This window comes from Aurantibacter sp. UH7 (assembly GCF_056839165.1).
The window spans coordinates 1,575,009-1,601,440 of record NZ_CM166388.1; the positions used below are offsets into that span (position 1 = coordinate 1,575,009).

Sequence of the window (26,432 nt, forward strand, 5' to 3'; positions counted from 1 at the left end):
ACAAAATACATAATGTATAAATCCCTATTGTTTTTTACATTAACATTTCTAATTTACCCGTCTAATGCTTTCACTCAAATAAAAACAAAAATTGTGCAATACCCCGTTACCAAGAAAACTGACTTTAAAGAAATCTATTTCGGAACAGAAGTTAATGATCCTTATCGCTGGCTTGAAGATGACACTAGCACAGAAACTGAGTCTTGGGTAAAAGAAGAAAACAAAGTGACGTTTGAATATTTAGAAAAAATTCCCTTTCGAAATTCATTAAAAAAACGTCTCGAAAAGCTATGGAATTACGAGAAATTGGGGTCGCCATTTAAAGAAGGTGAATACACTTATTTCTATAAAAATAATGGACTTCAAAATCAGCATGTTGTATATCGTCAAAAAGATAATAGTAATCCCGAAGTATTTCTTGATCCAAACACTTTCTCGAAAGATGGTACTACTTCCTTAGCAGGTTTAAGTTTTACAAAAGACGGAACTTTAGCAACCTACTTAATATCTGAAAGTGGAAGCGATTGGCGAAAAGCGGTTGTATTGAAGACAGAAACAAAAGAAATTGTTGAAGATACATTAGTCGACATTAAGTTTAGTGGTATTTCATGGAAAGGAAATGAAGGGTTTTACTATTCTAGTTATGACAAACCTCAAGGAAGTGAACTTTCTGCAAAAACTGATCAACACAAAGTATATTATCACAAATTAGGAACCCTACAAAAAGATGATCTATTAATCTTTGGCGGTATTGAAGCAGAAAAACATCGCTATGTAGGCGCGTATTTAACTGATGATGAACGATATTTACTTATTTCAGCAGCTATTTCAACAACAGGCAACAAACTCTTTATTAAGGATTTATCTAATCCAAATGACAATTTAAAAGCTATAGTAAATAATACTGAAACAGATAGCTACGTCCTAAATAACATAGACACTACACTATATATTGTAACCAATAAAAATGCTCCAAATAAAAAAATTATAACAGTTGATGCTACAAATCCAAAACCAGAAAATTGGATTGATTTTATACCAGAAACCGAAAATGTACTATCGCCAAATACAGGTGGTGGATATATTTTTGCAGAATATATGGTTGACGCAATCTCAAAAATTATACAATATGATTTTAATGGAAAGTTAATTAGAGAAGTTAAATTACCAGGGATTGGAAGTGCGAGTGGTTTTGGCGGAAAAAAGGAAGACAAAGAATTTTACTTTTCGTTTACAAATTACAATACACCAGCATCATCTTATAAATACAATGTAGAAACTGGAACTTACGAGCTATATTGGAAACCTGAAATTGATTTTAATACTGAAGATTTTGAATCACATCAAGTTTTTTATAAATCGAAAGACGGTACTAAAATACCAATGATGATCACCCATAAAAAAGGAATTGAACTTAATGGTAAAAACCCAACTATCTTGTACGGTTATGGTGGATTTAATATAAGTTTGACGCCGTCTTTTAGTATTACTAATGTTGTTTGGATGGAACAAGGTGGCATTTATGCAGTACCTAACCTAAGGGGTGGGGGTGAATACGGTCAAAAATGGCATAAAGCCGGCATTAAGACAAAAAAACAAAATGTATTTGACGATTTTATTGCTGCCGCAGAATATTTAATTAGTAAAAATTATACCTCATCCAAGTTTTTAGCCATTAGAGGTGGAAGCAATGGTGGACTTCTTGTTGGTGCTACATTAACGCAGCGACCTGAATTAATACAAGTAGCCTTACCCGCAGTTGGCGTATTAGATATGTTGCGATATCATACCTTTACCGCAGGTGCTGGCTGGGCCTATGATTATGGAACAGCGGAGGATAGCGAAGAAATGTTTAAATATTTAAAAAACTATTCCCCATTACATAATGTAAAAACAGGAATTTCTTACCCTGCTACATTAATAACTACAGGAGATCATGATGATCGCGTAGTTCCCGCTCATAGTTTTAAGTTTGCTGCAGAATTACAAGACAAACAATCAGGAAGCAAACCAACCTTAATTCGTATTGAAACCAATGCAGGCCATGGTGCAGGAACTCCAATAAGCAAAACAATAGAACAATATGCTGACATATTTGCTTTCACTTTCTACAATATGGGATTTAATGAACTTCCGTATAAATCAATATCAAAAGTGCTAAAAGAATAATATAATTAATCAATCGTTCTTATATTGAATGGGTTCTCGCTTCCCCAAGCGCTTACATTTGAATAAAACCATATTTTCAAACTAGAAGAAAATAATTTTAATAATTGTACTCGTATAAATGCTACAGGTAGATCACGTTTCATTTGCTTATGATGAGCTTTCAGTATTGAAAGACATAAACCTTAAGATTGCCAAAGGTGAACATATTTCAATCATTGGACAAAGTGGTTGTGGCAAAAGTACTTTGCTGAAAATAATTTATGGTTTATTACATATTGAACAAGGCGAAGTATACTGGGAAGATACTCCTGTATTAGGTCCATTATATAACTTAGTACCTGGTGAGCCGTACATGAAGTACTTATCTCAAGACTTCGATTTAATGCCCTATACGACTGTTGAAGAAAACGTAAGTGAATATCTTTCGGTTTTTGAGCCTGAAGAGATGGCTAAGAAAACAATTGAATTACTGGAAATGATTGAGATGACAGACTTTGCTAAAACCAAAGTTAAATATCTTAGTGGCGGACAACAACAGCGCGTGGCCTTAGCAAAAGTATTAGCACAAGAACCGCTCGTATTATTATTGGACGAGCCATTTAGTCATATTGATAATTTTCGAAAAAACAGTCTTCGTCGCAATCTTTTTGCATATTTAAAAAAGCAAAAAATCACAGTAATTACAGCTACACATGATCATAATGATATGCTGCCTTTTGCAGATCGCGTGGTGGTCTTGAAGGATCAAAAAATAATAGCTAAAGATTCTCCTCTAAATTTATACCGGCATCCTAAAGACCTATATATTGCCTCGTTATTTGGTGAAGCCAATAAAATTCCAGTTAATATTGTAAAAACCTATGCTGATACGAAACGGAGAATAATTGTATATTCTCATGAATTTAAAGTATCCGAAAAGTCCGGATTAGAGGTAAAGGTTACCAATTCATATTTTAAAGGCGGATATTATTTAATTGAAGGGATATATGAAGGTCAAAAATTATATTTCAATCATCATATACCTATGGAAATTGACAAAGAAATTTTCTTGAATATTTCAATTGACACTATCAACCAACGACTTGAAAAATAATAATGGACAGTTCACTTATTGTTCAAGAATTACAATTTAAGGCCTTTCGAAGTAGTGGAGCTGGTGGACAACATGTAAATAAAGTCTCCACCAAGGTTGAACTTACTTTTGACATGTTAAATTCTCAAGCACTTTCTGATATAGAAAAAGAAAGAATCTCAAAGAAGATTGCTTCCAAATTAACGAAGGACGGTTTGCTACTAATTCAAGAAGATAAAACACGCAGTCAGCACAAGAATAAAGAGCTTGTAATCAAAAAATTTCTGGAATTAATAAAAGAAGCCCTTAGAGTTCCTAAAAAAAGAAAAAAGAGTAGACCTACTAAAGCATCAATTGAGAAGCGTTTAAAATCGAAACGAATTTCTTCTTTAAAGAAAATAAATAGAGGAAAGCCAGGATTGGAGTAAAAAAAACCGGCATCAAAACTGACACCGGTTTTTTTCCTATTAAATCAAATTTTAAAACTTTTAATATCCTTGATTCTGTGTTAAGAATCCATCAATACCAGACGCCCCATCAACTGCACTTTGAGGAATTGGGAACAATCTATGGTTTACATCAGTATCCGTTTTCTCCGTCCAACTATCTTCATACTTTCCAAAACGGATTTGATCGGTTCTTCTAAACCCTTCCCAATACAATTCAAAACCTCTTTCTCTAAACAAGTTATCCAAATCTAATGTTGAAAGTGCCTCAGGTGTTTGATCAGGTCTGGCCGTTCTCGATGTTCTAACCATGTTAACATCAGCTAAGGCACTAGCATTGTCACCTTTTCTTAGTTTGGCTTCTGCACGCATGAGATAAATTTCGGCCAAACGCATCATTACCAAGTCAACACTACTATAACCATTACCATTGGGTGAAGTGCGACTGTACTGGTATTTGGAAAAGCGATATCCAGCATGGTGCAAAGATCCTACATTAGTAAAATCTACTTGAAAGGTGTGATCCACGTATCCGGTATCCCTGTCAGGTCCGTTGCCTTTAGTCTGTTGTAAGGGGTAGATGCGTACTGAGCCATCTTCACATTTTTCAAGATCACCATCCCCTCTACGTGGTCCCCATTGAATACCGCGTAGAATACCCCTATCCATTTCAAATTCTTCTGCTACCACACAATAGTAACTATTTTCGGTTTCCGTCTCCAACAAAGGTTCCCGATTTTCCAAGTCAGTAATTTGAACTTCCGGAACCAGAGTATTTCTTTGATAGAAACGCGCATCAGCTACTGCAGGGTCTACATCGTTATAAGCATCTACCCAAGTTTGATAAAAGTCGGGAGATACTGCGGGTCCATCGGTACCATCTGCGGTGTTATCTGGATAAAATTCTGGTCTAGCAATCATAGCTCCTGCAATGGACCAATACGCCCAACGACTATGTTCTCTATTAAGAACCCCTCTTTGGTCTAAGGCAAAAATAAGCTCAGCATTTGTGTTATTCTCATCGTTAAAAAGTTCAAAATATTCCGGAGATAGTTCATAACTGCCCGAATTTATTATTTGATCTGTATAAGCTATAACCTTATCCATATCCTCATCCATAAAATTGGGGGTGCCATATGGGTCTCTGTATATTGCGGCATTAAGATATAACCTTGCCAAAAATCCTCTTACGGCATCTTGGGTAATACGTCCAGGTCCTTTGTCATTATTTATTAGATCTACGACAGATAACAATTCACTTTCAATATATGCAATTGCCTCATCTGTTCTGAGTACTTCCGAAAGCGCATCGGAAGATTCCTTCTTAAAGACCACGCCCCAACTATCTAGCATTAACATGTTTAAATAAGCCCTAAGTGCCTTCATCTCATATAATGCACCTGTAGCTTCCACATTACCTTCTTCAGAAATCGGAGTTAGTACTTCAATAGCTGAAAGGGTTCTGGAAATATTAATAGCAACTTGGTTCCATCCTGAGCCTATCAAATCGTTACTAGGGGTAAAATTGTGTTGATGTGCAGCTATAAACTTGCCTCCATCAAACCAGTCCGTTCCTCCTCTATAAGGAAGTATGGCCTCATCCGAGGAAACCTCTTGAAGACCAAAGTAATTGGTATGCCTCCAAGTCCATGATAGATAACCGTAGGCAGGAGCAATAGCCCCATTTATGGCATCCGCTTCTGCACCAAATTCAGTTTCATCAATTCGCTCTTCTATTAAATCGGTACAGCTTAGACCCAACAGCCCGAACAGTACCATATAAACTCCTATTTTAATTCTATTTTTCATCTTTTAAACAATTATAAGTTAGAATGATACATTTAGGCCAAACATGAATGTTCTGGCAGTGGGATACCTGTACCTATCAATTCCAAAGGTTTGTATTTGGTCTATTTGACTTCCCGTATTTACTTCAGGATCGTAGCCTGAATAATCGGTAATAGTGAAAAGATTCTGTCCTGTAATATTAAAACGTATATTGTTAATCCATTCATCGAGACCAATTATAGACGGGTCAAGGGAATAACCCAAACTCGCATTGTTAAGTCTTAGAAAACTACCATCTTCTAAATAACGGGTGGACACATCATTAGAGTTGGTAGTGCTTTCGTTAGGATATGCAACAGCAAAATCTGTAGTATTTAAGTTATTAACCAATTGTCCTTTGTTAAATTGAGACATAGCTGTATGGTTAAATATTTTGTTGCCTGATACTCCATTAAAATTTAATCCTAAATCAAATTTATTATAGCTGAAATTCATATAGAAAGCATAAAGCATATTAGGAAGTGCACTACCGGGCACAATACGATCATTGTCTAAGGAGACCCCGTCTGCTACAACATCATTAAATTGGTTCAAACCATCTTCCCCAATTCCAATAAAATCTTTCATGTAAAAGGCACCAATAGGCTCATTGTTGATGTAACCATTGATAGTGGCACCTGTTTGTCCGGCACCTTGAGCAGCCCCCGAGGTAATTACTGAATATATAGATCCTTCTACTACGTTATCTATAAAAGAAACATTACCACCTAGATTATAAGTGAAATCTTCACTAATATTGCCTCTGTAATCCAATGCAACTTCATACCCCTTATTCTTCACCTCCATATCCGGAAAATTTGTCCAGTATTTTTCCGTGGGATTAATGGGATCTGGAGTGGTAGCGAATAGAATAACATCGTTAGTAACTTTGTTGAAATAATCTAGTGTTCCTGTTAGACTGCCATTAAAAAAGGCAAAATCTAGTCCTATATTGGCCTGGGTTACCACTTCCCACTTTAGGTCCGGATTAGCGGTTCGAACAGCAATAGTACCATAAGGGTAATCATCTAAAGAAGATTCTGTACCGTCCAATGGATAGGTGTCGTTATCACTCTTAGAATCATTGTAACTGGCATAACTAGCTTTACTAGCAATCCCGTTCTGGTTTCCAGTTTGCCCCCAAGAGGCACGTAATTTAAGGTTGCTAATTAAGTCACTATCAGCCAAAAAATCTTCTTTGTAAATATTCCATCCCAAAGCAACTGATGGAAAGTAACCGTATTTATTATTGGCACCAAATCTAGAAGAACCATCGGCACGTAAGGTTCCTGTTACTAAATATTTGTCCGCATAAGAATAGTTTAACCTTCCAAAATAAGACTGTAGTTCATCTGTAGTGGCCGTAGATGCTATTGTTGTAGCCGTAACATCCGTACTGGATTGGTCTTGGTAACGAGGTTCTATTCCGTTATTTGCAAATCCTCCTTGAAAATCAATATCCTTTCTTTCAAATTTTGTTTCTTGGTAAGAATGCCCAGCTAAAAGAGTTACACTATGCTTTTCGTAATCCAATTTATAGTTTAGGGTATTTTCAATTAAGTAGTTACTATTCTCAGTAGAAATGGTATTCAAGGTTCCCATGAAGAGCCCTTCGCCTAAGGTATAGGGCATATTTTGAATATCTCGATTAGTCATTGAATAATCCACTCCCAGATTCACCTTATAGGTTAACCCTTTTACAATTTCTAAGGAAGGAGTAATATTTGCTAAAATACGATTGCTACTAGCTTCGTCTAAATAAATCTCATTTCGTTGTAACGGGTTTAGGATTAATCCACTGGCTCCCTCTAATACAGCAATATTACCATTGCTATCATACGCCGAAGAAGTAGGATTCAATTGGAGCATACTCACAATTGTTGATCCAATATCGGGTCTTTCATTTATAGTTTTTGAAGCAGTCAAATTAAAGTCAACATTCAACTTCCCATCAAAGGCTTTTTGGTTCAACTTAACACGACCAGAATATCTTTTAAGGTCACTATTATAGAAAATACCTTGTTGGTCCGAAACACCTCCTGAAAGAAAATAAGAAAACTTTTCACTCACCCCACCACTCATGGATAGATTAACGTTCTTAGTAATTCCAGTACGGGTAAGCGTATCTTGCCAATCAGTGTTACCGCCTTGATCATCCAAGGTTCCTCCTGCTGCTGGTACCTGTTGCCTAAACTCATCGGCACTAAATACATCCATCTTTTTTGCGATAGACGACATAGCAGTTGAAACAGAGAGTTCCATTTCGGCCTTACCAGCCTTTCCTTTTTTAGTAGTAATCATGATTACCCCGTTTGCCGCCCGAGCACCATAGATCGCTGTTGCTGAGGCATCTTTTAACACGTCCATTGATGCAATATCCTGAGGATTGATAAAGTTTAGGGGACTTGATCCCATACCAATATCATTACTACTGATAACAAAACCATCTATCACATATAGCGGTGATGTTCCTGACCGAAGACTTCCGACTCCACGAATAATAACGTTTTGTGATGCACCTGGCTCACCGCTGACATTGGTAATATTTACCCCAGATACTTTTCCTTGTAGCAATTGCCCTGGGTTGGTAACTACTCCTTGATTAAAATCTTCGCTCTTTACCGATGCAATAGATCCTGTAACATCTGACCTTTTCTGAGTACCATAACCTATAACTACTACATCCTCTAACTGTGTAGCATCTTCAGAAAGTTGTACGGTAACTTTACTCTGACCATTTAAAGAAACTTCTTTTAGAGTGTAACCTATATAAGAAATTTCTAAAATTGAAACATCATTAGTTACTTCGATTACAAAATTGCCATCAAAATCTGTCGTTGTTCCATTTGTAGTTCCTTTTTCAACAACGCTTGCCCCCGGCAGTGGAGAGCCAAATTCATCGTTTACATTTCCATTCACAGTTGTTTGTGCCCAAATATTGGTTACAACGCACATAAAACTGAGAAACATTAGTAATCTTTGTTTTTTCATATAATAAAATTTAGTTGGTTGATATTCGCTAATACAAATACTCAATTGATATAAAATCATCGTTTAAACCCAAAAAAGTGGCAAGCGATATTTTAATGAAAAATGCATTTTTTTGAAATGCAAAAGTAGGGGGAAAGAGAAAAAAGAATTGTTATCTAAAAATTATGCTTAGATTAATAAAACTACTTATTTTTTTATAATTGTTATCAAATGGTTATCTAAAATTTACTGGTTATTTTCTACATCTAACACCTTCAATATTTTAGAAAAAACCTCATTATTTTCGTAAACACCTTGAAATTCATTTGATTTAGGGCCATAGGCAAAGATTGGCACCATAACACCAGTATGATCATTCGTGCTAAATTCACTTTCAATTTCATGTTTGGCCAAATTACCTTGCGGTATTGTTAATCCGCCTGTTTCGTGATCTGCTGTAATAATTACCAAAGTGTTTTTATTGGAGTCAGCAAATTTTAATGCTTCGGTTATTGCTTTATCAAATTGAATACTTTCATTGATTACACCATTTATATTATTTCGGTGTCCGTATGAATCAATATTTGCACCCTCTATCATTAAAAAGAAAGGATTTCTATTTGAACTCAAATATTGCAATGCACTTTTTGAAGCTAAAGCAAGTTGCGCCCCATCTGACATTACATAGCTCACCTTCTTTTTCTTACTAACACCTAATTTATCTAATGAGGGCATCATTTCAAAAGTGTCTACATATTTTTTTGAAGCCCATAAACCTTTACTAATAAAAAGTGAAATTTTACTCTTTAAAAGGTCTGCTCCAATTTCCTCTGACATATCTCGGTCTTTTTGATGGGCAAAAAACGATGATGGTGTAGCACCAACAATTTGATCAGTTGTAACGAGGCCTGAAGCAAAATTACTTTCTGAAAGTACTTCCGTTAAATTCTCTACCCTCCTGCCATTTACATCAACCCCAATTGCACGATTAGCTACTTTTTCACCGGTTGCTAGAGCAGTACCCGCAGCAGCAGAATCTGTAGTAAAATCATCTGAAGATTGTGTTTTTAAAAAACCAATACTTTTTAATTGAGTTAAAGACAATTCCTTTCCCTTATTCGCCAAAGTGGTCGCAGATATTTGTGTAATTCCGTTACCATCACCAATTAGTAAGATTACATTCTCAACTTTCACATCTTTTTGATCCGACACAAAACTAGGCCGATATACTTCTGAGAAAACATTATTTTGAACTACATTTTTATCTAATTTTTTAAGATACTCCACACAATTAAAAGGCAAGTCCGTATTAATAAAATCAACTCCTAAATTTACTAGTGCTTTCCAAGAACTTTTAGAATCTGGCGTAGCCCAAAAACGAAAAGGCTTTCCCAAAGCATGGGCTTTTTTAATTGCTGTTGTCACTTTATTATAATCTTCGGCAGTTAATCTTCCTTTTCCATTCCACAATGAGTAATTTTTAAAATTCAAACTCACCAGTGCAATTTTATTTAAGATTGATGCATCTTTAATTGCATCTAAACTTTGATAATCAAAATGTATAAATTCAGGATAATTTATATAGTCGTTAACCTTAGGTCTATTACCAGATATTACTATTGATAAATTTTTATTCTTTACTATAGTAGGATACAAATGAAGAACCTTTACAATAGCGTCCAAACTTTTAATTGCTTCAGACTTTACATCAATCAATAACTGAAAGGGTTTATTACCTAGGTCACTTACCTTTAAACTATTCTCTAAGGGTTTTAAATATAAATCTTCAAGATTTCTATTAGTATCTATTTCACTTAACGTATGTGCAACGAGCAGTTCTCCTTTTACTAAAAACACGTCTACTTCAACAGAGGTAGCTCCAGCGGATACTGCCTTCCAAAAAGGAATCTTCTGTAAATAATCGTTATGTGAATGAACTCTAAAATCATTTACTTTTTGCCCATAGGAAAAGTACGATATAAACAATACTAGTAATACTAATTTTCTCATTGGTTATTTTTTATAAAACATAAAACCGATATCAAGGCAGACACCGGTTTTACAAACTAACTCAAACTTACTTAACTCAAATAATTTTTGTAAAATTCGTGCTTTATACTATTTTCACTGTTAACTATATGTAATGAAACTATTATAATTAGAATTTAATCGGGTGCTCTTTCATTAATTTGGTATCAATTTCTAATCCAAGGGCATTAATTATAGTTGGTGCAATCATGCTACTATTTAATTGCTCTTTAGTTACCACTTCACCTTTTTTAGAAACTCCTTTACCAAACAAGATAAGCCATACACCTTCTGCTCCTTTTATATCGTCCCCATGACTTCGCCATGTATCTAAAGGATTTGTACCTCTACCGTGATCAGTAGAAATAATAAACAAAGTATTGTTTTTATAGAAAGAATCTTGTTGTGTAAAATTCCAAAGTTCCTGAATCATGGTATCAGTGGAATTAGCAGATTTTAAATAGGCATCATATTCTCCGTCATGTGCAAAATCATCTGTTTCACCATAGGCAATATATACTAATTCTGGATGATCCTTTTTCATTGTTTCCAACGCATAATAATGGGTTAAAGCATCCAAACGAACTGTACCCCATGGGCTTGGAATTTTCGGTTGTAATATGTTCAAAAACTTCTCTCTATCCGTTAAATTTGGGCCTCTTGCGATTTCAAATCCCGCATTTACGGGTACCCCGGAGCGATTTTCATTTACGATATAAGGAAAAACATCCCAGCTTCCGAAGGCAGCTACTTTACCACGATACCTCGTTTTATTATTTGCAATTTCTAAAAATGTTTTATTCGGATTATTAAATTTATCATTGCTATCAATTCTTTCATCATCTGGTTTACCTGTAAGAATCTCATTATACCCAGGATAAGAGAACATCATTTTATTCAACAAATTAACTTTACTACCCAAATTACGATTGCCATGAATTTGACCGATTTCCGCTACTTTCGACCATATAAAAGGCAAAAGTATTTTACGTCTTTCTTCGGCAGTTTTTCTCCAAAAATTAGATTTCAAATTGGTAGTATCGTGCACATATTTTTTGTTAGCTACTAATAGCGGGTCAGCTCCACTAAAAAGTTCTTGCCAGCGAAATCCATCCAAAGTAATTAATACAACCTTTGTATTATTAGATTCTTGAGCTTTAACCACAAAAGAAGATGTCATTATTAGAGCAAAAAATGCTAAGCGAATTTTCATTATTATCTTGTTTTAAAGTTTTTAACTTCCGACCAATCACTCCAATTTAAATTTTGATCTCGATAACGTACACGCCAAAAATAATTTGTATTTGCTTTTAGGCGTTTAATTTTTTCATCTGATAAGTCGTCATTTTTTTGACGATTTTCTTTGTAATACCAATTCTCATATTGTTTCCATCTGTCAAAAGCAGGTTTTTCAAAAGATTCAGATTCTGATATTTGCCAATGTGATGCTGCATGAAATGTACCTGAATGAGAACTCTTAAATTCGTCAGCTTTAAAAATCACATTTGTCACATCAACAGTCACCCCTACAGGCGATATAGCATTTGGTGAACTAGGCTTACGTTCTTTTCGCCAAACCGTAATACTATCGGTTAATTCATTTTCGCGATAAACATTTGTATTCCCACGGCTAATTCGTTTTATGGTAAATTTTGGATCATTTCGGTTACCATCAATGGAAACCATTACAAATCCGTATTCATCTTGGGTAACTGTAAACTCATCGTAATCTTTTCCCTCAAATTCTCCCCAATTATCTATTGCTCCCCCTGCAGAAGCAACATTAATCCAAAGATGTTTATGATCTTTTGATTGACCTCGAGAATACCCATGTGTATGTCCAAAAAAGTGAATGCTTGGCTTGCCCGTTTTAGTTGAAAACTGTTCGAGTTCCTTTACAATTTTTCCAGTAAAATCTTCCTCACCAGGAATCCATAATTCTGATTTAAATGGATGATGTAATTGTGCAAAAACAAAATCAATATTTTCATCTTTCTCTGTATCAGAAAGTAATTTCTTTAGCCAATCTAATTGTTCATATAAACTACGATAACCATCATTAGAATCTAAACCAATAACTCTTGTGTTTCCATAATCTTTATACCACCAATGTTCTGCATAAGCAGGTGTACCATTCTCAGGTAGACTAAAATATTTAAAATAATAAACTGAATTACGTTCATGATTTCCTGGAACAGGATATACCGGCACTTCAGAAAATAATTTTTCAGCAGGATTAAAAAAATGTTCTTTCCATTGAAAAAATTTCGAACCACGTTCCACTAAATCTCCAGGAATCAACACCATAGCAAGATTATCGGGCAGGGCACCTCCAAATTCTTTTTCCAAATAACCAAGAACACCTTCATTTACAACTTCACTAAATTTGTCTGGTTGATTACTATCATATTGCATATCGCTCATTGCCACCAACTTAAAATCTTCACCATCATCTGAAAAAGGTGATGTTTTAAACTGAAATATATCGGAACGAATTTTTCCTGTTCGCACGCGATAATAATATTCTGTAAAGCGTTCTAAACCTTCTATCTTAACGGTATGCACTTGTACTTCGTCAAAATTAATTGCTTCAGAAGTACCAATAGCTTTTTTACCCAATTTAGGACTAGTACCCCATTCCACGATACTCTCTTTTCCTTTCGATGTTTGCCACATCACAATTGCAGAATTAGGTTCTACATCTTGGATATAGGGTTTAATTTGAATTTCTTGGGCTATTGACTGAAAGCAAACGCTTAAAAACACTAAAAACAAAACTACACGACAATTCATATTTAAATTTTAATTATAAGGATATTTAATACTGGATATATAAAAGTTGACCAGAAAAAAAAATGACTAATCATATAATTAATTCATTACACAATTTACCATTCTCTGGTCAACCTTATTTATTGAAATTGACCTAATTCCAATATATTTTTGCCCAATTTAGATTTATTGTAACCACCAAGGCACTTGTCGGATACCGTCATTATCTGCTCCAAATTGGCTTTCAATTGCACTTGAAACATTGGCAGTATTCTGAATGTATTCATCTTGAGGATAAATCCAACGCGTCGGAGGTGTACCGGCAGCTGGTATCAAGAATTCAGGATAACCTGTTCGTAACTGATCAAAATACATACGCCAACCTGTTTGATGAAAAGAAGTGAAATATTTTTGAGTAATTATTAACTCTAATTGTTCTTCAGGTGAGGTAACATTATCCCAGTTAACCAAATCTTCTAAAAGATATGCCTCAGCAGCGCTTTCATTTACGAATGATGCGTAATCATTTGCTCCTGCTGCATCTTTAGCATAAGCTTGATAAAAAGCAAAATTTGCTTTAATACCATTCTCATAATGTTCCTTGGCATTTGCAGTTATCCAGCCTCTATTAGCTGCCTCTGCAATAATAAATTCTAGTTCCCAAAATCCTAATACATTGTGTGGTTCTGCAACTGGATCATCGGTATATCTAGAATTAACTTTGGATGCATCGCCAGCAGCTGCTTTATCGTTTACTTCTGCATATGGTGCTATAGGATTTCCTCCTTCATAAGCAGCAAAATCATTATCTAATAAACCAGCTTCTTTAGCATTTTTAGTTGTACTACAATACAAGAACAATCGTGGGTCTTTATGGTCTTGCAAACGTTGTATAAAAGTGGAATCCATATACATACCTGAGCCATAACTACTACTATTAAATTGTGTATAACGGCTACCATCTTGATCAACAAAAATCAATTGCGCATTATCTTCAAGTGAAGTCATAATTGGTTGACTATTGTAAATTGAAGCAAATGTTGCTGGAATGTTTAAATCTGAATCAGATTCTTTTTTAGATAGTGTAATTAAAACTTTCAAACGAAAAGAATTAATTAGTTTTTGCCATTTGGTCGCATCACCATTAAAAATTATATCGCCATCTACTAATTCTGTATCACCAGACAACAGTGCATTTGCCTCTTCAAGCTCTTTCAAAACTCCTTGAAAAACCTGTTTCTGCGTATCGTAAACCGGCTCATAAATATTTGCTGTTTCACCTTGTAAGGCTTCACTATAAGGCACATCGCCAAAAGTAATCGTTAACCTATAAAAATAATACGCTCTAAAAAATTTAGCTATTGCTATATAGGTGTCACTTTCTATTCGTTCAGCTTCTTCGTACATTTTGGTGATGTCACGTAAATTATCAAACTCACCAAAACTGCCTCGGTCCCAATTGTAATACTGGCCGTTATTCTCTCCATCAGTTTGTACTAACATTCTGCTGGCATACATAGCTCCTGTTCCTTCTACTTTAAAAGCATCATAGGCAATTTCGGTTAGTAATAACTGTGGATGGGTTTCACTTACGTTATTTGGATTCTCATTTATCTCGCTTAAATCTTTAGTACAAGCGCCTAAAGTCAATAATATTAGTGATACTAATACGGATGTTATCTTTATATTTTTCATTTTTTTGGAATTAAAATTTCATATTAACACCCATGCCTAAAAACCTGGATGATGGATCTTGCAAATTATTTTCGTTTCCATACTGTGCATCCGGAGTCGGATCTCCTTCTGATCTACCAGTTCCAAAATCTGGATCAACTATTGGTGCCTTTTTCCAAATAAAAAGATTGTATCCATTTAGTGAAACATCTAAATGTGAAATTCCTTTTATATTTAGCACTTCTGTAAAATCATATTTCAAAGAAACACTTCGCAACTTAAAAAATGTACGTTCAAAGACATTTGCAAATTCTTCATTTTCATCTTCAGTTACTCGTGCTCTATAAGGGTAATTTTGCCCCCATGTTTGCCAACTCACTTTAGTTGTATTCGGCTGAAAAACACGTGAATCTGAAACCGTGTTACCATTAATATCTTGAACAAGTTCTCCACTAACTACATTTACGCCAACCGGTGTATAAACCGGCACACCTGCAGCATATTCTTCATCTCTATAAGTTGTAGAATTTGGATGCTTACCACCCCACCACATTTTTTCTACTGTGGTTGAGTTAAAAATACCTCCCCAAACGCCATCAATTCCAACATCTAATCCCCAATTTTTATACTTGAAATTGTTTAAAAAACCTAATTGCCAATCTGGATTGAAATGACCTAAATTCTGTTGAAAATTATCACGTATTGGTAATCCATTATCATTAATAATCAATTGTCCATCAGGAGCTTTTTGCCAAACAGTTCCGTAGTAACTATCAGCTCGTTCATTAAGCTTCAAATTCCCATACGCATCTTGATTATCGTAAATAGCTGTAATTTTCTTTACATATTTTGACCAATTAAGGTTTACATTCCAATTAAAATTATTATTTCTAATTGGCGAAAAGTTTAATGCTACTTCAAAACCATTGGTGGTATACTCATTACCATTTACTTTACGCTCACTAAATCCTGACGCAATAGACACTGGTAAATCAATAATCTGATTTGTATCTATGGTATTATAATAAGTGAAGTCTAGTTTAAACTTTCCTTTCAAAAATGAAGCGCTAGTTCCTAATTCGAATGATGCCGATTTTTGAGGTTCTATAAGAGGGTTAACTAAGCCATTAGAATAATATAGTCTCGGACTTGATCCAAAAAACCCTCCATTACTATAATAAGATGACAGTTGATATGGAGAAAGATCACTAGACACCTCTGCCCATGAACCAAAAACTTTTAGATAATCTATACCTTCCGGCATATCTACAATATTAGATACTACCAAACTAGCGGAAACTGATGGGTAAAAATAAGAACGGTTTTCTTCTGGTAAAGTTGAAGACCAGTCGTTACGTGCAGAAAAGTTTAAAAACAGCGCATTATAAAAATCAACTCCTAAGGTTGCATAAATACTATTGATTGCTTTTTCGTTATAGTATGTAGTTCCTTTTATATTACCACTAGTATTATTTAAACTGTAAACAAATGGAGCAATTAAGCCGTCTGTTGCATTATATTCATTTTGATAATTAGTGTAGTGCGAAGATGCACCTGCATTAATATCAAAACCAAAGTTGTCGCTAAATTCCTTTTTATACGTTGCTAATAAATCATAATCAACAGTAAGCGTACCAGTATTCCATGTTTTATAATCACCCGCTCTTGGGTCTCCATAATTTAAATATGTTTTTGGACTTTCGCGATCTTCAAAAATATCCTTTACCACTGCAGACCCTCTAGCTTGTAAATTAAAGTCTTCTGTTAATTTGTAGTTTAACTTTAATTGAGCGTTAATGACATTTGCATCATACTTTTGATTTAATTCTTCCGCTGCAAAATAGGGACTGTTGTACCATGCATAGTTCCAGTTTGCTTGCCTATATCCTTCTTGTCCTGGCACATATAAATGTTCTTTAAGCTCCTGTCCGTTTACATCGTCTCCCATCCAAATTAAAATAGTATACATATGATTTTTCGGACCATAACCATGTCTAGGATAGTTGGGTGAGTACACCTTATTGTAGGCCAACTTAGTATCTAGTGTCAACTTATCGGTAAGTAACGTAGTAGCTTTAAAGTTTAAAGCACCAGTTTTCAAACTTGCATTAGGCACCCTGTCTTTTTGAGTAGCATAAGTTCCTGAAATTCTATAAGAACCTTTTTCACCACGTTGGGTAATAGAAAAATTAGTATTTGAAATACTTCCTGTTTCCATAAAATCATCTAAGTTATTGTGATACTCCCATGGAATCGGAACTCTTGAATAACGAGATTTATCATCGTATTGTGTTCCAGCAACATCACCCCACCATGGCGTGGTTTCACCAGTTACGTTATCAAGGATTGGACTATTCCATTGTGCTATCATTTGGCCTGTACCGAATTTAGGCCCCCAAATCATATCTCCATCTGAAACACCCCCATCTTGGCCATCCCAGAATTCATATTTTCCATTTGAACCATTACCGTATTCCGTTTGTGTTTCTGGAAAAACAGTAAAACCTGTCGTAACCATCATATTATGAGAGACAGACACTTCAAGTCCATCTTTCTTCGCATTTTTTGTGGTTATTAAAATTGCTCCATTTCTACCTCTAGATCCATATAAAGCGGATGCAGTTGTTCCTTTAAGCACGTTAACGTTACCGATATCATTAGAAGACAAATCGAAAAAATTTGTATCTACAGGAATTCCATCAACAACTATTAAAGGTGTTTTACCACGTAAAGAAAACGAAGGCGATTGAAAAAGACCTGTTGGATTCGTAACAGATAAACCTGCTACTTGTCCGGTAAATAAACTACCTACATTAGGAGCTTTAATCTCTTCTATGGTTTCAACATCCATTTGTTGTGTGGCATAACCCAATTTTTTTTCTGCTCGTGTTATACCAAGTGCAGTAACTACTACTTCTTCTAATTCTTGAGAGTCTGGTAGCAAGGCTACAGTCATAGTAGATTTTCCTACCACATTAATCTCTTTAGAAAGATATCCGATATAGGTTACAACAAGTACCTCATCGGTGTCCGACAACTCTATTTGAAAATTACCGTCAAAATCGGCGGCTACGCCAGTTGTACTTCCTTTAATTACAACAGAAGCCCCAGGCAATGGGTTGTTGTTCTCGTCTAAAATTTGGCCCGAAAATGTTGTTTGGGCATGCGCAACGATTCCTATAAAAAGTATAAGAATCTGAGTTAACAATATTTTTTTCATTTTCATTAATACTGGATTTTGGTTTATTATTTATCAGACAAAAATGCCTAGAAATACACCCTTAAAGGTTTTGTTAGTGTTATTAAAACACCAATAAACTATTAAAGAAACAGGTTGTAAAGTTGATTTAAGTCATCAGCAGTTTTAAGCATTTGAGAAATGCTCATGTAACTAAAACTGTCTAGGTTCTATAAGAGGGAAGTTTAACAAAAATTGAAAATGAGATAATTTCGATAGATACAGCGTTGAGTCAGTTCATATCATGAATTTATATCATTTGAAAAATGAAAAAGTTAAGTACTACCTGGCAAATGATAATATTTACTTTTTAGAATACTCTTAAAAAGAAAATATTTACGTTTATAATTACTCATGTTATTTTTATTCAAAAAATTTATAACGCCCTCAAATGATACGATTTTGGTTGTACAAAAGCACGGATACCTTGTGATGATAATGTAGCTCCAAGACCGGAATTTTTTCTTCCAGACCACGGTACATTTGGACTAACACGATCACAACAATTCCAATAAACAGTACCTGTATTCATCTCCTGTAGAACTTGCATGGCTCGGTTTTCATTCGAAGTGAAAATTGAGGATGTTAAACCATATTCTGTGTCCTTCATTAAAGTGATTGCCTCAGCATCATTTTTAACTTTCTGTATGCCGATTATTGGTCCAAATGATTCATCTTTCATCACCTTCATCTCATGATTACAATCGACCAAAACAGTTGGTTGAAAATAATAACCTTCACTATCAATAGCTTTCCCGCCAGTTTTTAAGACAGCACCTTTTTCAAGGGCATCACTTACCTGATTTTGCAAAACAACTAGCTGTGGCTCCCTAGTTAATGGCCCAATAAATGTGCTGGAGTCCTTGGGGTCACCAATGACATACGATGCAACTTCTTCAACGAAACATTCAACAAATTCATCATAAATTACTTCAGAAACATAAATACGTTCTACCGCACAACAACTTTGCCCATTATTATAAAAAGCACCTTCTGCCGCATTTACCGCTGCAACTTTTATATCGGGTACATCTTCCGCAACAAAGAGCGGATCTTTACCACCTAATTCTAATTGTAAGGGTACTAATTTTGGCGCTACAGTTTTTGCTATTTTTTGACCGGTAGCATGAGATCCTGTAAAAAAGTATCCATCAAAATCTGATTCAAGTATTTCTTGTCCTAATTTTCCATCACCAATTGCACATTTAAAAACACTTGCAGGAACACCTGCCTCATATAAATACTTTTCGAATTGTTTACCTGTTAGACTGGCAAATTCTGAAGGTTTATATAACACAGCATTACCTGCGACCAAAGCATACAGGAAAACATTATAGCCTACATTGTAAGGGAAATTCCAAGCTGAAATATTAGCAACAACTCCTAATGGCTCATAAACTATTTTCTCATGAGTTGCGCCAGAATTGACTAAAACCTCATCGGCTAACCATTTTTCAGCATTGCCAATTAGATGGTCTATTCTATTCTGTGCGCCAACAATTTCATTCAACGATTGCTGCAATGGTTTCCCGGTTTCATTTGTAAGTATAGCGGCTAAATCTTTTTTGTTTTTTTGTATAAGTTCACCAAACTTAACAATACACTCTAAACGTGCACCAACAGAGCGCTGAGACCATTCTTTTTGTCCGCTTCGTAGAACTTCCAATAGATTATTCACTTCTTGTGGATTGTTCTCTTGCAGTTCGGCTATAATTTGATTTGTTGCCGGGTTCTTAATTTTCATTTCAAATTTGAATTTATTTTACGTGTTTTAAAAAGGCCTTGTATAAAATATTATGGTCAATGAGTTCTCCTTTTAAAGTATTCGAAAATTCCGGATGCCATTGCACTCCCATTACCTTACCATCGGGTTCTTTATTGTAACCGAAAGCTTCAATTAATCCATCATCACTATGTGCATAAATTGTAAGGTCGTTGCCTAAATCTTTCACTGCTTGATGATGCACCGTATTTACATATGGATTTTTAGCATCAGTATAAAGCGTTTCAAAAAAAGAAGCGTTGACTATCTGAATTGGGTGCTTAATAGTATCGTACAATTCAGCAGACCTGTGGTCATTTACGGTAGGCAATTGCGTGCCGAGATCTTGATAAAGTGTACCGCCGAAATAGGCATTCATCAATTGAAATCCACGACAAATTCCTAAAACCGGTAAAGAATTTTTAATTGCAAAATCCAAGATTTTTAATTCATATTGGTCTCGATGCGCATCACCTTTCCATCTACCAATTGGCTTTTCACCATACGTTTCTGGCGCCAAATCACTACCACCTTGTAAAACAATACCGCTAACTTCAGATAAAATTGCTTCCAAATAAGAGTCATCCACATCTGGTATTAAAACCGGAAGAATACCTTCTTGTGTAACATACCGAGCCATATCATTTTCTATATAGCTCAAAGATTTCATCCCAAACACCGTTCGCTCTTTATCCGGGTACATAAAACAAGAAGAAATACCAATTTTTATCATTTCTATTTTATTAAAGTGCCGTTTTATATAACGTCTTAAAATCTCCTAATGCCACCGGTTTGGGGTTATTTGGATGACAAAAATCTGCAACAGCTAATACTGAAAGTTCATCGATATCTTTTTCTTTAACACCTATAGCGGAAAGCTTAGTAGGAAGTCCTAATTTTTCATTTAGCTCAAATAAGTGAGACACTACATTACTGCCGTCATTAGATCCAAGACCTAAAGCAACCGCTATTTTATCAAAACGATCTTCAAAACCCTCATAATTGAAATCCATTCCGTACGGCAAATTGATTGCATTTGCTAAACCGTGATGGGTATCAAACACACTAGATAATGGGTGTGCTAAACTATGCACTACTCCTAAACCTTTTTGAAACGCAACAGCACCCATTAGTGATGCTAGGAGCATTTTTGAACGCGATTCTATATCTGGATTTTTTGTAGCAGTTTCTAATGATTGTGCAATCAAAGCAATTCCTTCAAGGGCAATTCCATCACACATTGGGTGAAAGCCTTTTGCAACATACGCTTCCATATTATGTGTTAAGGCATCCATACCTGTAGCTGCTGTTATAAAACCAGGAAGTTCCATAGTCAACATAGGATCAGCAAATACAATTTTTGCCATTAACTTTGGACTAAACAAAATTCTTTTCTTTTTGCTTTCATCTTCAGAAATAATTGCACTTCTACCGACTTCACTACCTGTACCTGAAGTTGTTGGTACTGTTATAAAATGAGGTACATCTTCAGTAACATATTTGTCACCACCTATTAAATCGTCATAATCAAAAAGGTCACGTTTATGATTAACTCGAAGTACAATGGCTCTAGCAACATCTAATGCAACACCACCACCAATACCAACAATACAATCACACTTAGCATCATGATACGCATCACCACCTTTAAGAACGTCAGATTTAAGTGGGTTTTTGTGCATTTCAGTAAATACTTCAACACTCAAACCAGCTTTTTCTACATCATTCTTTATTTTTTTAAAAAAGGACAATTCAGCTACTGTACCATCTGTTACAAAAAGAGGCTTTTTAAGATTATGGCTTTTTAAATAATCTGCCAGTTCATTAATAACACCGCTCCCGAAACGAATTGGAGTTGGAAAATTATAAGTATATGTTTTATTCAATTTTTATCTATTTAAATTTATTAACAATCGTCATTTAAATAATTTCAAAATATCGTTTGGTTTCCCAATCGGTAACAGAAGCAGCAAATTGCTTCCATTCCCATTCACGGGTATATGTATAGTGATCTACAAACTCTTCACCAAAAATCTCTTTTGCAATTACTGAGTTTTTCATTTTTATAGCAGCTTCCAATAAATTTGAAGGCAACTTTCCATTTTTAGAGTCTAGATATCCATTACCAACGGTCGGCTCAATAGTAAGTTCTAGCTTATGCTTTATTCCATATAATCCACTTGCTAAACAAGCTGCCATTGCCAAATAAGGATTAGTATCAGAACCCACTACTCTATGTTCTATTCTTGTAGATTTCGCGGAGCCTACTAAAGGTCTTAATGCTGTGGTTCGATTATCGTGGCCCCAAGTAATGGTTGTTGGTGCCCAAGCTCCTTCAACTAAACGTTTATAACTATTTATAGTTGGCGCAAACATGGGTAATATTTCTGGAAGACAAAGTAATTGGCCTGCAAGAAAGCTTCGCATTACGGCGCTCATTCCATCCTTTGCATTCCCATCATAAAACAAATTGGTTTTCTTATTCAAATCCCATAGACTTTGATGTACATGACCACTACAACCAGGTAAATCACTGCTAGGTTTTGCCATAAAACTAGGTACTATACCATGTTTATGTCCAATCTCCTTAGCTGCAGTTTTAAACAGAACTGCGCGATCAGCAGCCTCTAGAATACCACTATATTGAATTGCTGCTTCTGTTACTCCCGGGCCCGTTTCAGTATGTAATCCTTCTAATGGAACATTAAATTCTCCTAACAAATCGAAAAGGTCTTGAAAGAATTCAGAGTTCTCTGATAATTTCAACATAGAATACCCAAACATTCCAGAAGTAAGGGGTTGTAGATTTTTGAAATTCTTTTCGTTTATAGAAGTTGATGTTTCTTTATAATTAAACCATTCAAATTCTTGAGAAAACATTGCAGTAAAACCTAAATCTTCACTTTCTGCAATTACCTTTTTTAGTAAACTTCGAGGGCATACGGAAAGACTCTTTTTTTCATTCGAAAAATCAGCTAAAAATAACGGTGTATTTCTTTCCCAAGGAATTGTTCGAAAAGTATTCAAATCGATATAAGCGTTTTCATCTCCATATCCGGTATGCCAACCAGTAACTTTAGCACTTTCATAGGAAAGGTCATCCATATCCCATCCAAAAACCACAGAACAGAATCCGAATCCATCTTTTAAAGCGGCAATAAACTTGTCTTTGTGCATGTATTTACCACGTAAAACACCATCGATATCCGCAATGGCCAGTTTTATTTTATCATGACCGCTTTCTTGTATTCTTAAAATAATTTCATTTTTATCCATGGTCTCCTTTTATTTCATTTTATGATTGAGAAAAAGTAAGAAATACAGATATGAAACACCAATTATACCAATGAAAATTAATGCAATATTAAAATTGTAATACGTCATTGAAATAAAAGCAATTATAGCTATTATCAGTGCAGTAATAGGAAACAGTGGAAATAAAGGCACTTTAAACGGGCGTTTAAGCTCTGGTTCTTTTTTACGAAGCGCAAAAAACGAAAACATTGATACAATATAAAGTCCCAATGCTCCAAAACAGGCAATGGTAATAATCTCACCTGTCTTACCAGTAAATAAGGCGATTATACCTACGAGCATATTTACAATAAGGGAATTCGCAGGAGTTCTAAACTTTTTATGAATTGAGCCCAATAATTTAGGAGCATAACCAACTCTACCAAATTCGAAAGTTGATCTGCCACCAGCGAGGATAATTCCATGAAAAGAAGCTACCAAACCTAAAAGTCCGATACCCACTAAAAGCTTGTATAAAATATGGTCGCTCGACACAACATAGGAGATAGCTAATGGTAATGGTGAATCTGAGGCAATGTCACTACCCGCGGGATATACCACAGCCTCCCAACCTGCCACCCCAACTGCTGAGGCAAAAGTGAGAATACATAATATAACCAAGGTTAGAATCGCCGAACCAAAACCAATTAATATACTTCGTTGTGGATTTATAGCTTCTTCAGCAACATTTGCAACTCCCTCTATTGCCAAGAAAAACCAAATAGCGAAAGGAATGGCAGCAAAAATACCAGCGTAACCATTTGGCAATGGATTAGATTGAACATTTGCCCATTCAAATTCGGGCAAAGTAACCCCAGCGAATACTAAAAGTTCGATAATAGCCAACACTGTAATTACCAATTCGAAAGTAGCCGCGAGTTTTACACCAAGTATATTAATTAAGGTAAAAATTACGTACGCTCCTATGGCGAAAACCATTAAATCTACAGAGGGATAGAGTAGGTTCAAATAAGCGCCAATTGCTGCAGCTATGGCTGGCGGCGCAAAAACGAATTCTATATTTTGAGTAATTCCCGCAAGAAAGCCTAAGTGTTTACCGAGACCCCTATTTGCATATTCAAATGCGCCACCAGCTTTAGGAATAGCACAAGCCATTTCGGTATAGCTAAAGGTAAACGTAACGTACATTATAATGATGAAAAAGGTAGCAATTGCAAGACCATATGTACCGCCTTCAGCGAGACCCAAATTCCATCCAAAATACATTCCCGATATTACATATCCAACACCTAACCCCCACAACATTAAAGGACTCAGTACTTTTTTTAATTTGGGTTGGTCGGTTTGGCTCATTTCGGTTGGTTTATCAATATCACAAACATCGTGACAGTTGAATAATACCTGAAATTAAAATTTTTTAGAATATAAAACCTAGTTTTTCATTTTTTTAGTTAATTATGTACATATAATTACAAAATACAGGAATATACTTCTAAAAACATCATCACGAAGAATGTTATTTAGGCTAAATATACTACTCATGAAACTGGACGGCAAAGACCTTAAAATTTTAGATTTATTACAAGAGGATGCGAATATTAATAACAAGCAAATAGCACTTGCTACCAATTTAACATTGACCCCTGTTTATGAACGAATCAAAAAACTAACAGCGCTTTCATTACTCAAGAAAAAAGTCTTTCTATTAAATCGAAAAAAGTTAGGATTGAATGTTATGGTATTAGTTTCGATAAAAATTGAAAAACATTCAGAAGTAGGTGCCCTTTCGTTTATGAACGAGATAAAGAAATTTCCAGAAGTAATAGAATGTTTACATGTAACAGGGGCCTTTGATTTTCAATTAAAAGTGATTACGAAAGATATAGACAGCTATCACGAATTCAATTTTAAAAAATTAGCAACCATAAAAAACATCAGTCAAATGGAGAGCTATTTTGTGATGAAAGAGGTTATTAATTCGACTCGATTGCCTTTGTCTATTATTCAATAAATTATACAACTTCAACGATTGTAATCTCATTTCCATTAAAATGAATACGCTCACCTTTTACCTTTCCTAATAAAAGCTGCGCTATAGGGGTTAAAATAGAAATACAATACACAGATGTAGCATCGTCTTTATACTCGCCTGCGGAAATCGCTAAAAAATAATTTGCCATTGAAGTCTTTACCCAACTACCTAATTGCACTGTCGTAGTAGATTTAACAATAGTAACTTTCGCTAGCGTTTGCTTCATTTTTTCCGCTTCGGCTAATTGCTGCCCTAACTTTTCGCGTTCTAATTGTAGCATAGCCCTACCAGTCTCATGCTTATCGCCTGCACTACTTTTGGTTTCTGAGGTTAATGCATCTTGAATTGAAACGATGTTTATGTGAATTCGACTAAGCCTTTCCTCTACAAAAGTTTGACAGAAATTATAGTAGTTTTCTTTCTGAATCATTTGATTTATAACAAAACATTGAGTCTTAAAAATGATACAAATCTGCTAATTGATATATCAAAAAGTTGATTACAGCAGCTTCACCTTTTCCTTGCTGAAACATATTTTGAACTACTCCTTGATTTTCATCTTTAAAGAATTCTAAATCATCGGTTCCATAGGTACTGAAAATATTCCAAGATTTTAGGCCTTTAAGCATCTCGCTATGTGCATGGTAACGCTGATTTACTTTTTCAAGCTTTTCATTAAACTCTTTACTTTTCTTTTTGTCATTTTTAAGCGCCACTGCATTACGTAGAATATATTCTTTTTCTAATCTTTCATCAGCCTTTTCAGCTTGGGCAATTATTCTAACATAAGCAGTTCTAACCAACTCGTCGTATCTAACTTCAAAGTTTGGCTTTGCCTTTATAGCCGTATAAACTTCGATGATTACGTCATCATCTTCATTACTTGCATAAAAATCTTGATCCGAAGTATTATCATTCGAATCTTCACTAACAAGTGCATCTTTCCAAGCTTGAGATTTTAGCACTTTTTGCCACGCCTCAGCATAAACTCCTTCTGAGGAAGGTTTCGTCGCGGCACAACTACCCAAAATCACTGTTAACAACAGCAAAATCGACTGTTTAACAGCCTTTATCACTTTATTTATTTTCATATAATGTTTTCATCGAAGTGTGGTTCTAAAACACTTCTCAGGTACATAAAATAGTATAAGTCTATTTTCTTGACTAGAAAATTAGCAAAGAATATA

At 35.0% G+C, this 26,432-nt stretch carries 18 protein-coding genes; 4 read left to right on the forward strand and 14 right to left on the reverse strand.

What is annotated here, in order from left to right:
• Positions 1-12 precede the first annotated feature (12 nt).
• From UH7x_RS06780 to arfB, 3 genes are all read left to right on the forward strand, one after another.
• On the forward strand, positions 13-2,169 hold the full coding sequence (locus UH7x_RS06780; protein ID WP_482362964.1) for a prolyl oligopeptidase family serine peptidase: 2,157 nt from the start codon (positions 13-15) through the stop codon (positions 2,167-2,169).
• Positions 2,170-2,287: 118 nt separating this feature from the next.
• Complete coding sequence (locus tag UH7x_RS06785; protein ID WP_482362965.1) at positions 2,288-3,262, forward strand: ABC transporter ATP-binding protein; 975 nt, start codon at positions 2,288-2,290, stop codon at positions 3,260-3,262.
• Positions 3,263-3,264: 2 nt separating this feature from the next.
• On the forward strand, positions 3,265-3,669 hold the full coding sequence (arfB, locus tag UH7x_RS06790) for an alternative ribosome rescue aminoacyl-tRNA hydrolase ArfB (RefSeq protein WP_482362966.1): 405 nt from the start codon (positions 3,265-3,267) through the stop codon (positions 3,667-3,669).
• A 60-nt stretch (positions 3,670-3,729) separates the two neighbouring features.
• Here arfB and UH7x_RS06795 read toward each other — a convergent pair whose 3' ends face one another.
• The 12 genes from UH7x_RS06795 to eat form a co-directional block, all read right to left on the reverse strand.
• Positions 3,730-5,496, reverse strand: coding sequence for a RagB/SusD family nutrient uptake outer membrane protein (locus UH7x_RS06795; RefSeq protein WP_482362967.1), 1,767 nt, complete (start codon positions 5,494-5,496; stop codon positions 3,730-3,732).
• An 18-nt stretch (positions 5,497-5,514) separates the two neighbouring features.
• Entirely contained in the window at positions 5,515-8,505 is a 2,991-nt protein-coding gene (locus UH7x_RS06800) for a SusC/RagA family TonB-linked outer membrane protein (protein ID WP_482362968.1), read from the reverse strand.
• A 225-nt stretch (positions 8,506-8,730) separates the two neighbouring features.
• Positions 8,731-10,494: an alkaline phosphatase gene (locus tag UH7x_RS06805; protein WP_482362969.1), complete on the reverse strand. Its 1,764-nt coding sequence runs from the start codon at positions 10,492-10,494 to the stop codon at positions 8,731-8,733.
• 148 nt (positions 10,495-10,642) lie between these two features.
• Positions 10,643-11,725: an alkaline phosphatase family protein gene (locus tag UH7x_RS06810; protein ID WP_482362970.1), complete on the reverse strand. Its 1,083-nt coding sequence runs from the start codon at positions 11,723-11,725 to the stop codon at positions 10,643-10,645.
• Positions 11,726-11,727: 2 nt separating this feature from the next.
• The gene (locus tag UH7x_RS06815; RefSeq protein WP_482362971.1) at positions 11,728-13,305 is read right to left on the reverse strand and encodes a purple acid phosphatase family protein; all 1,578 of its coding nucleotides are present in this window, start codon (positions 13,303-13,305) and stop codon (positions 11,728-11,730) included.
• 165 nt (positions 13,306-13,470) lie between these two features.
• Entirely contained in the window at positions 13,471-14,979 is a 1,509-nt protein-coding gene (locus UH7x_RS06820) for a SusD/RagB family nutrient-binding outer membrane lipoprotein (protein WP_482362972.1), read from the reverse strand.
• A 10-nt stretch (positions 14,980-14,989) separates the two neighbouring features.
• Positions 14,990-18,178: a SusC/RagA family TonB-linked outer membrane protein gene (locus UH7x_RS06825; RefSeq protein WP_482363587.1), complete on the reverse strand. Its 3,189-nt coding sequence runs from the start codon at positions 18,176-18,178 to the stop codon at positions 14,990-14,992.
• A gap of 394 nt (positions 18,179-18,572) precedes the next feature.
• Positions 18,573-19,940, reverse strand: a complete 1,368-nt coding sequence (locus UH7x_RS06830) for an aldehyde dehydrogenase family protein (protein WP_482362973.1) — start codon at positions 19,938-19,940, stop codon at positions 18,573-18,575.
• A gap of 13 nt (positions 19,941-19,953) precedes the next feature.
• Positions 19,954-20,691 (reverse strand): gamma-glutamyl-gamma-aminobutyrate hydrolase family protein, encoded by a 738-nt coding sequence (locus tag UH7x_RS06835; RefSeq protein WP_482362974.1) that lies wholly within the window; start codon positions 20,689-20,691, stop codon positions 19,954-19,956.
• A 10-nt stretch (positions 20,692-20,701) separates the two neighbouring features.
• Entirely contained in the window at positions 20,702-21,844 is a 1,143-nt protein-coding gene (locus UH7x_RS06840) for an iron-containing alcohol dehydrogenase (protein WP_482362975.1), read from the reverse strand.
• A 34-nt stretch (positions 21,845-21,878) separates the two neighbouring features.
• On the reverse strand, positions 21,879-23,234 hold the full coding sequence (locus UH7x_RS06845) for a glutamine synthetase family protein (protein WP_482362976.1): 1,356 nt from the start codon (positions 23,232-23,234) through the stop codon (positions 21,879-21,881).
• 9 nt (positions 23,235-23,243) lie between these two features.
• Positions 23,244-24,566 (reverse strand): ethanolamine permease, encoded by a 1,323-nt coding sequence (gene eat / locus UH7x_RS06850; protein ID WP_482362977.1) that lies wholly within the window; start codon positions 24,564-24,566, stop codon positions 23,244-23,246.
• A gap of 187 nt (positions 24,567-24,753) precedes the next feature.
• Here eat and UH7x_RS06855 point away from each other — a divergent pair, with 187 nt between their 5' ends.
• The gene (locus UH7x_RS06855) at positions 24,754-25,224 is read left to right on the forward strand and encodes an Lrp/AsnC family transcriptional regulator (RefSeq protein WP_482362978.1); all 471 of its coding nucleotides are present in this window, start codon (positions 24,754-24,756) and stop codon (positions 25,222-25,224) included.
• A gap of 1 nt (position 25,225) precedes the next feature.
• Here the strand turns inward: UH7x_RS06855 and UH7x_RS06860 are convergent, their stop codons facing one another.
• Together UH7x_RS06860 and UH7x_RS06865 are read right to left on the reverse strand one after the other, a co-directional pair.
• The gene (locus UH7x_RS06860) at positions 25,226-25,675 is read right to left on the reverse strand and encodes a 3-oxoacyl-ACP synthase (protein ID WP_482362979.1); all 450 of its coding nucleotides are present in this window, start codon (positions 25,673-25,675) and stop codon (positions 25,226-25,228) included.
• A 25-nt stretch (positions 25,676-25,700) separates the two neighbouring features.
• Positions 25,701-26,336 carry a hypothetical protein gene (locus tag UH7x_RS06865; protein ID WP_482362980.1) on the reverse strand — a complete coding sequence of 212 codons (636 nt, stop codon included), beginning with the start codon at positions 26,334-26,336 and terminating at the stop codon, positions 25,701-25,703.
• Between the last annotated feature and the right edge of the window lie 96 nt (positions 26,337-26,432).

Bases quoted from the DNA above. Each gene is read 5' to 3' on its own strand.
- UH7x_RS06810 (WP_482362970.1), bottom strand. From the start codon at position 11,725: ATGAAAATTCGCTTAGCATTTTTTGCTCTAATAATGACATCTTCTTTT.
- UH7x_RS06815 (WP_482362971.1), bottom strand. From the start codon at position 13,305: ATGAATTGTCGTGTAGTTTTGTTTTTAGTGTTTTTAAGCGTTTGCTTT.
- UH7x_RS06780 (WP_482362964.1), top strand. From the start codon at position 13: ATGTATAAATCCCTATTGTTTTTTACATTAACATTTCTAATTTACCCG.
- UH7x_RS06865 (WP_482362980.1), bottom strand. From the start codon at position 26,336: ATGAAAATAAATAAAGTGATAAAGGCTGTTAAACAGTCGATTTTGCTG.
- UH7x_RS06830 (WP_482362973.1), bottom strand. From the start codon at position 19,940: ATGAAAATTAAGAACCCGGCAACAAATCAAATTATAGCCGAACTGCAA.
- eat (WP_482362977.1), bottom strand. From the start codon at position 24,566: ATGAGCCAAACCGACCAACCCAAATTAAAAAAAGTACTGAGTCCTTTA.
- UH7x_RS06820 (WP_482362972.1), bottom strand. From the start codon at position 14,979: ATGAAAAATATAAAGATAACATCCGTATTAGTATCACTAATATTATTG.
- UH7x_RS06845 (WP_482362976.1), bottom strand. From the start codon at position 23,234: ATGGATAAAAATGAAATTATTTTAAGAATACAAGAAAGCGGTCATGAT.
- UH7x_RS06835 (WP_482362974.1), bottom strand. From the start codon at position 20,691: ATGATAAAAATTGGTATTTCTTCTTGTTTTATGTACCCGGATAAAGAG.
- UH7x_RS06825 (WP_482363587.1), bottom strand. From the start codon at position 18,178: ATGAAAAAAATATTGTTAACTCAGATTCTTATACTTTTTATAGGAATC.
- arfB (WP_482362966.1), top strand. From the start codon at position 3,265: ATGGACAGTTCACTTATTGTTCAAGAATTACAATTTAAGGCCTTTCGA.
- UH7x_RS06795 (WP_482362967.1), bottom strand. From the start codon at position 5,496: ATGAAAAATAGAATTAAAATAGGAGTTTATATGGTACTGTTCGGGCTG.
- UH7x_RS06800 (WP_482362968.1), bottom strand. From the start codon at position 8,505: ATGAAAAAACAAAGATTACTAATGTTTCTCAGTTTTATGTGCGTTGTA.
- UH7x_RS06785 (WP_482362965.1), top strand. From the start codon at position 2,288: ATGCTACAGGTAGATCACGTTTCATTTGCTTATGATGAGCTTTCAGTA.
- UH7x_RS06860 (WP_482362979.1), bottom strand. From the start codon at position 25,675: ATGATTCAGAAAGAAAACTACTATAATTTCTGTCAAACTTTTGTAGAG.
- UH7x_RS06805 (WP_482362969.1), bottom strand. From the start codon at position 10,494: ATGAGAAAATTAGTATTACTAGTATTGTTTATATCGTACTTTTCCTAT.
- UH7x_RS06855 (WP_482362978.1), top strand. From the start codon at position 24,754: ATGAAACTGGACGGCAAAGACCTTAAAATTTTAGATTTATTACAAGAG.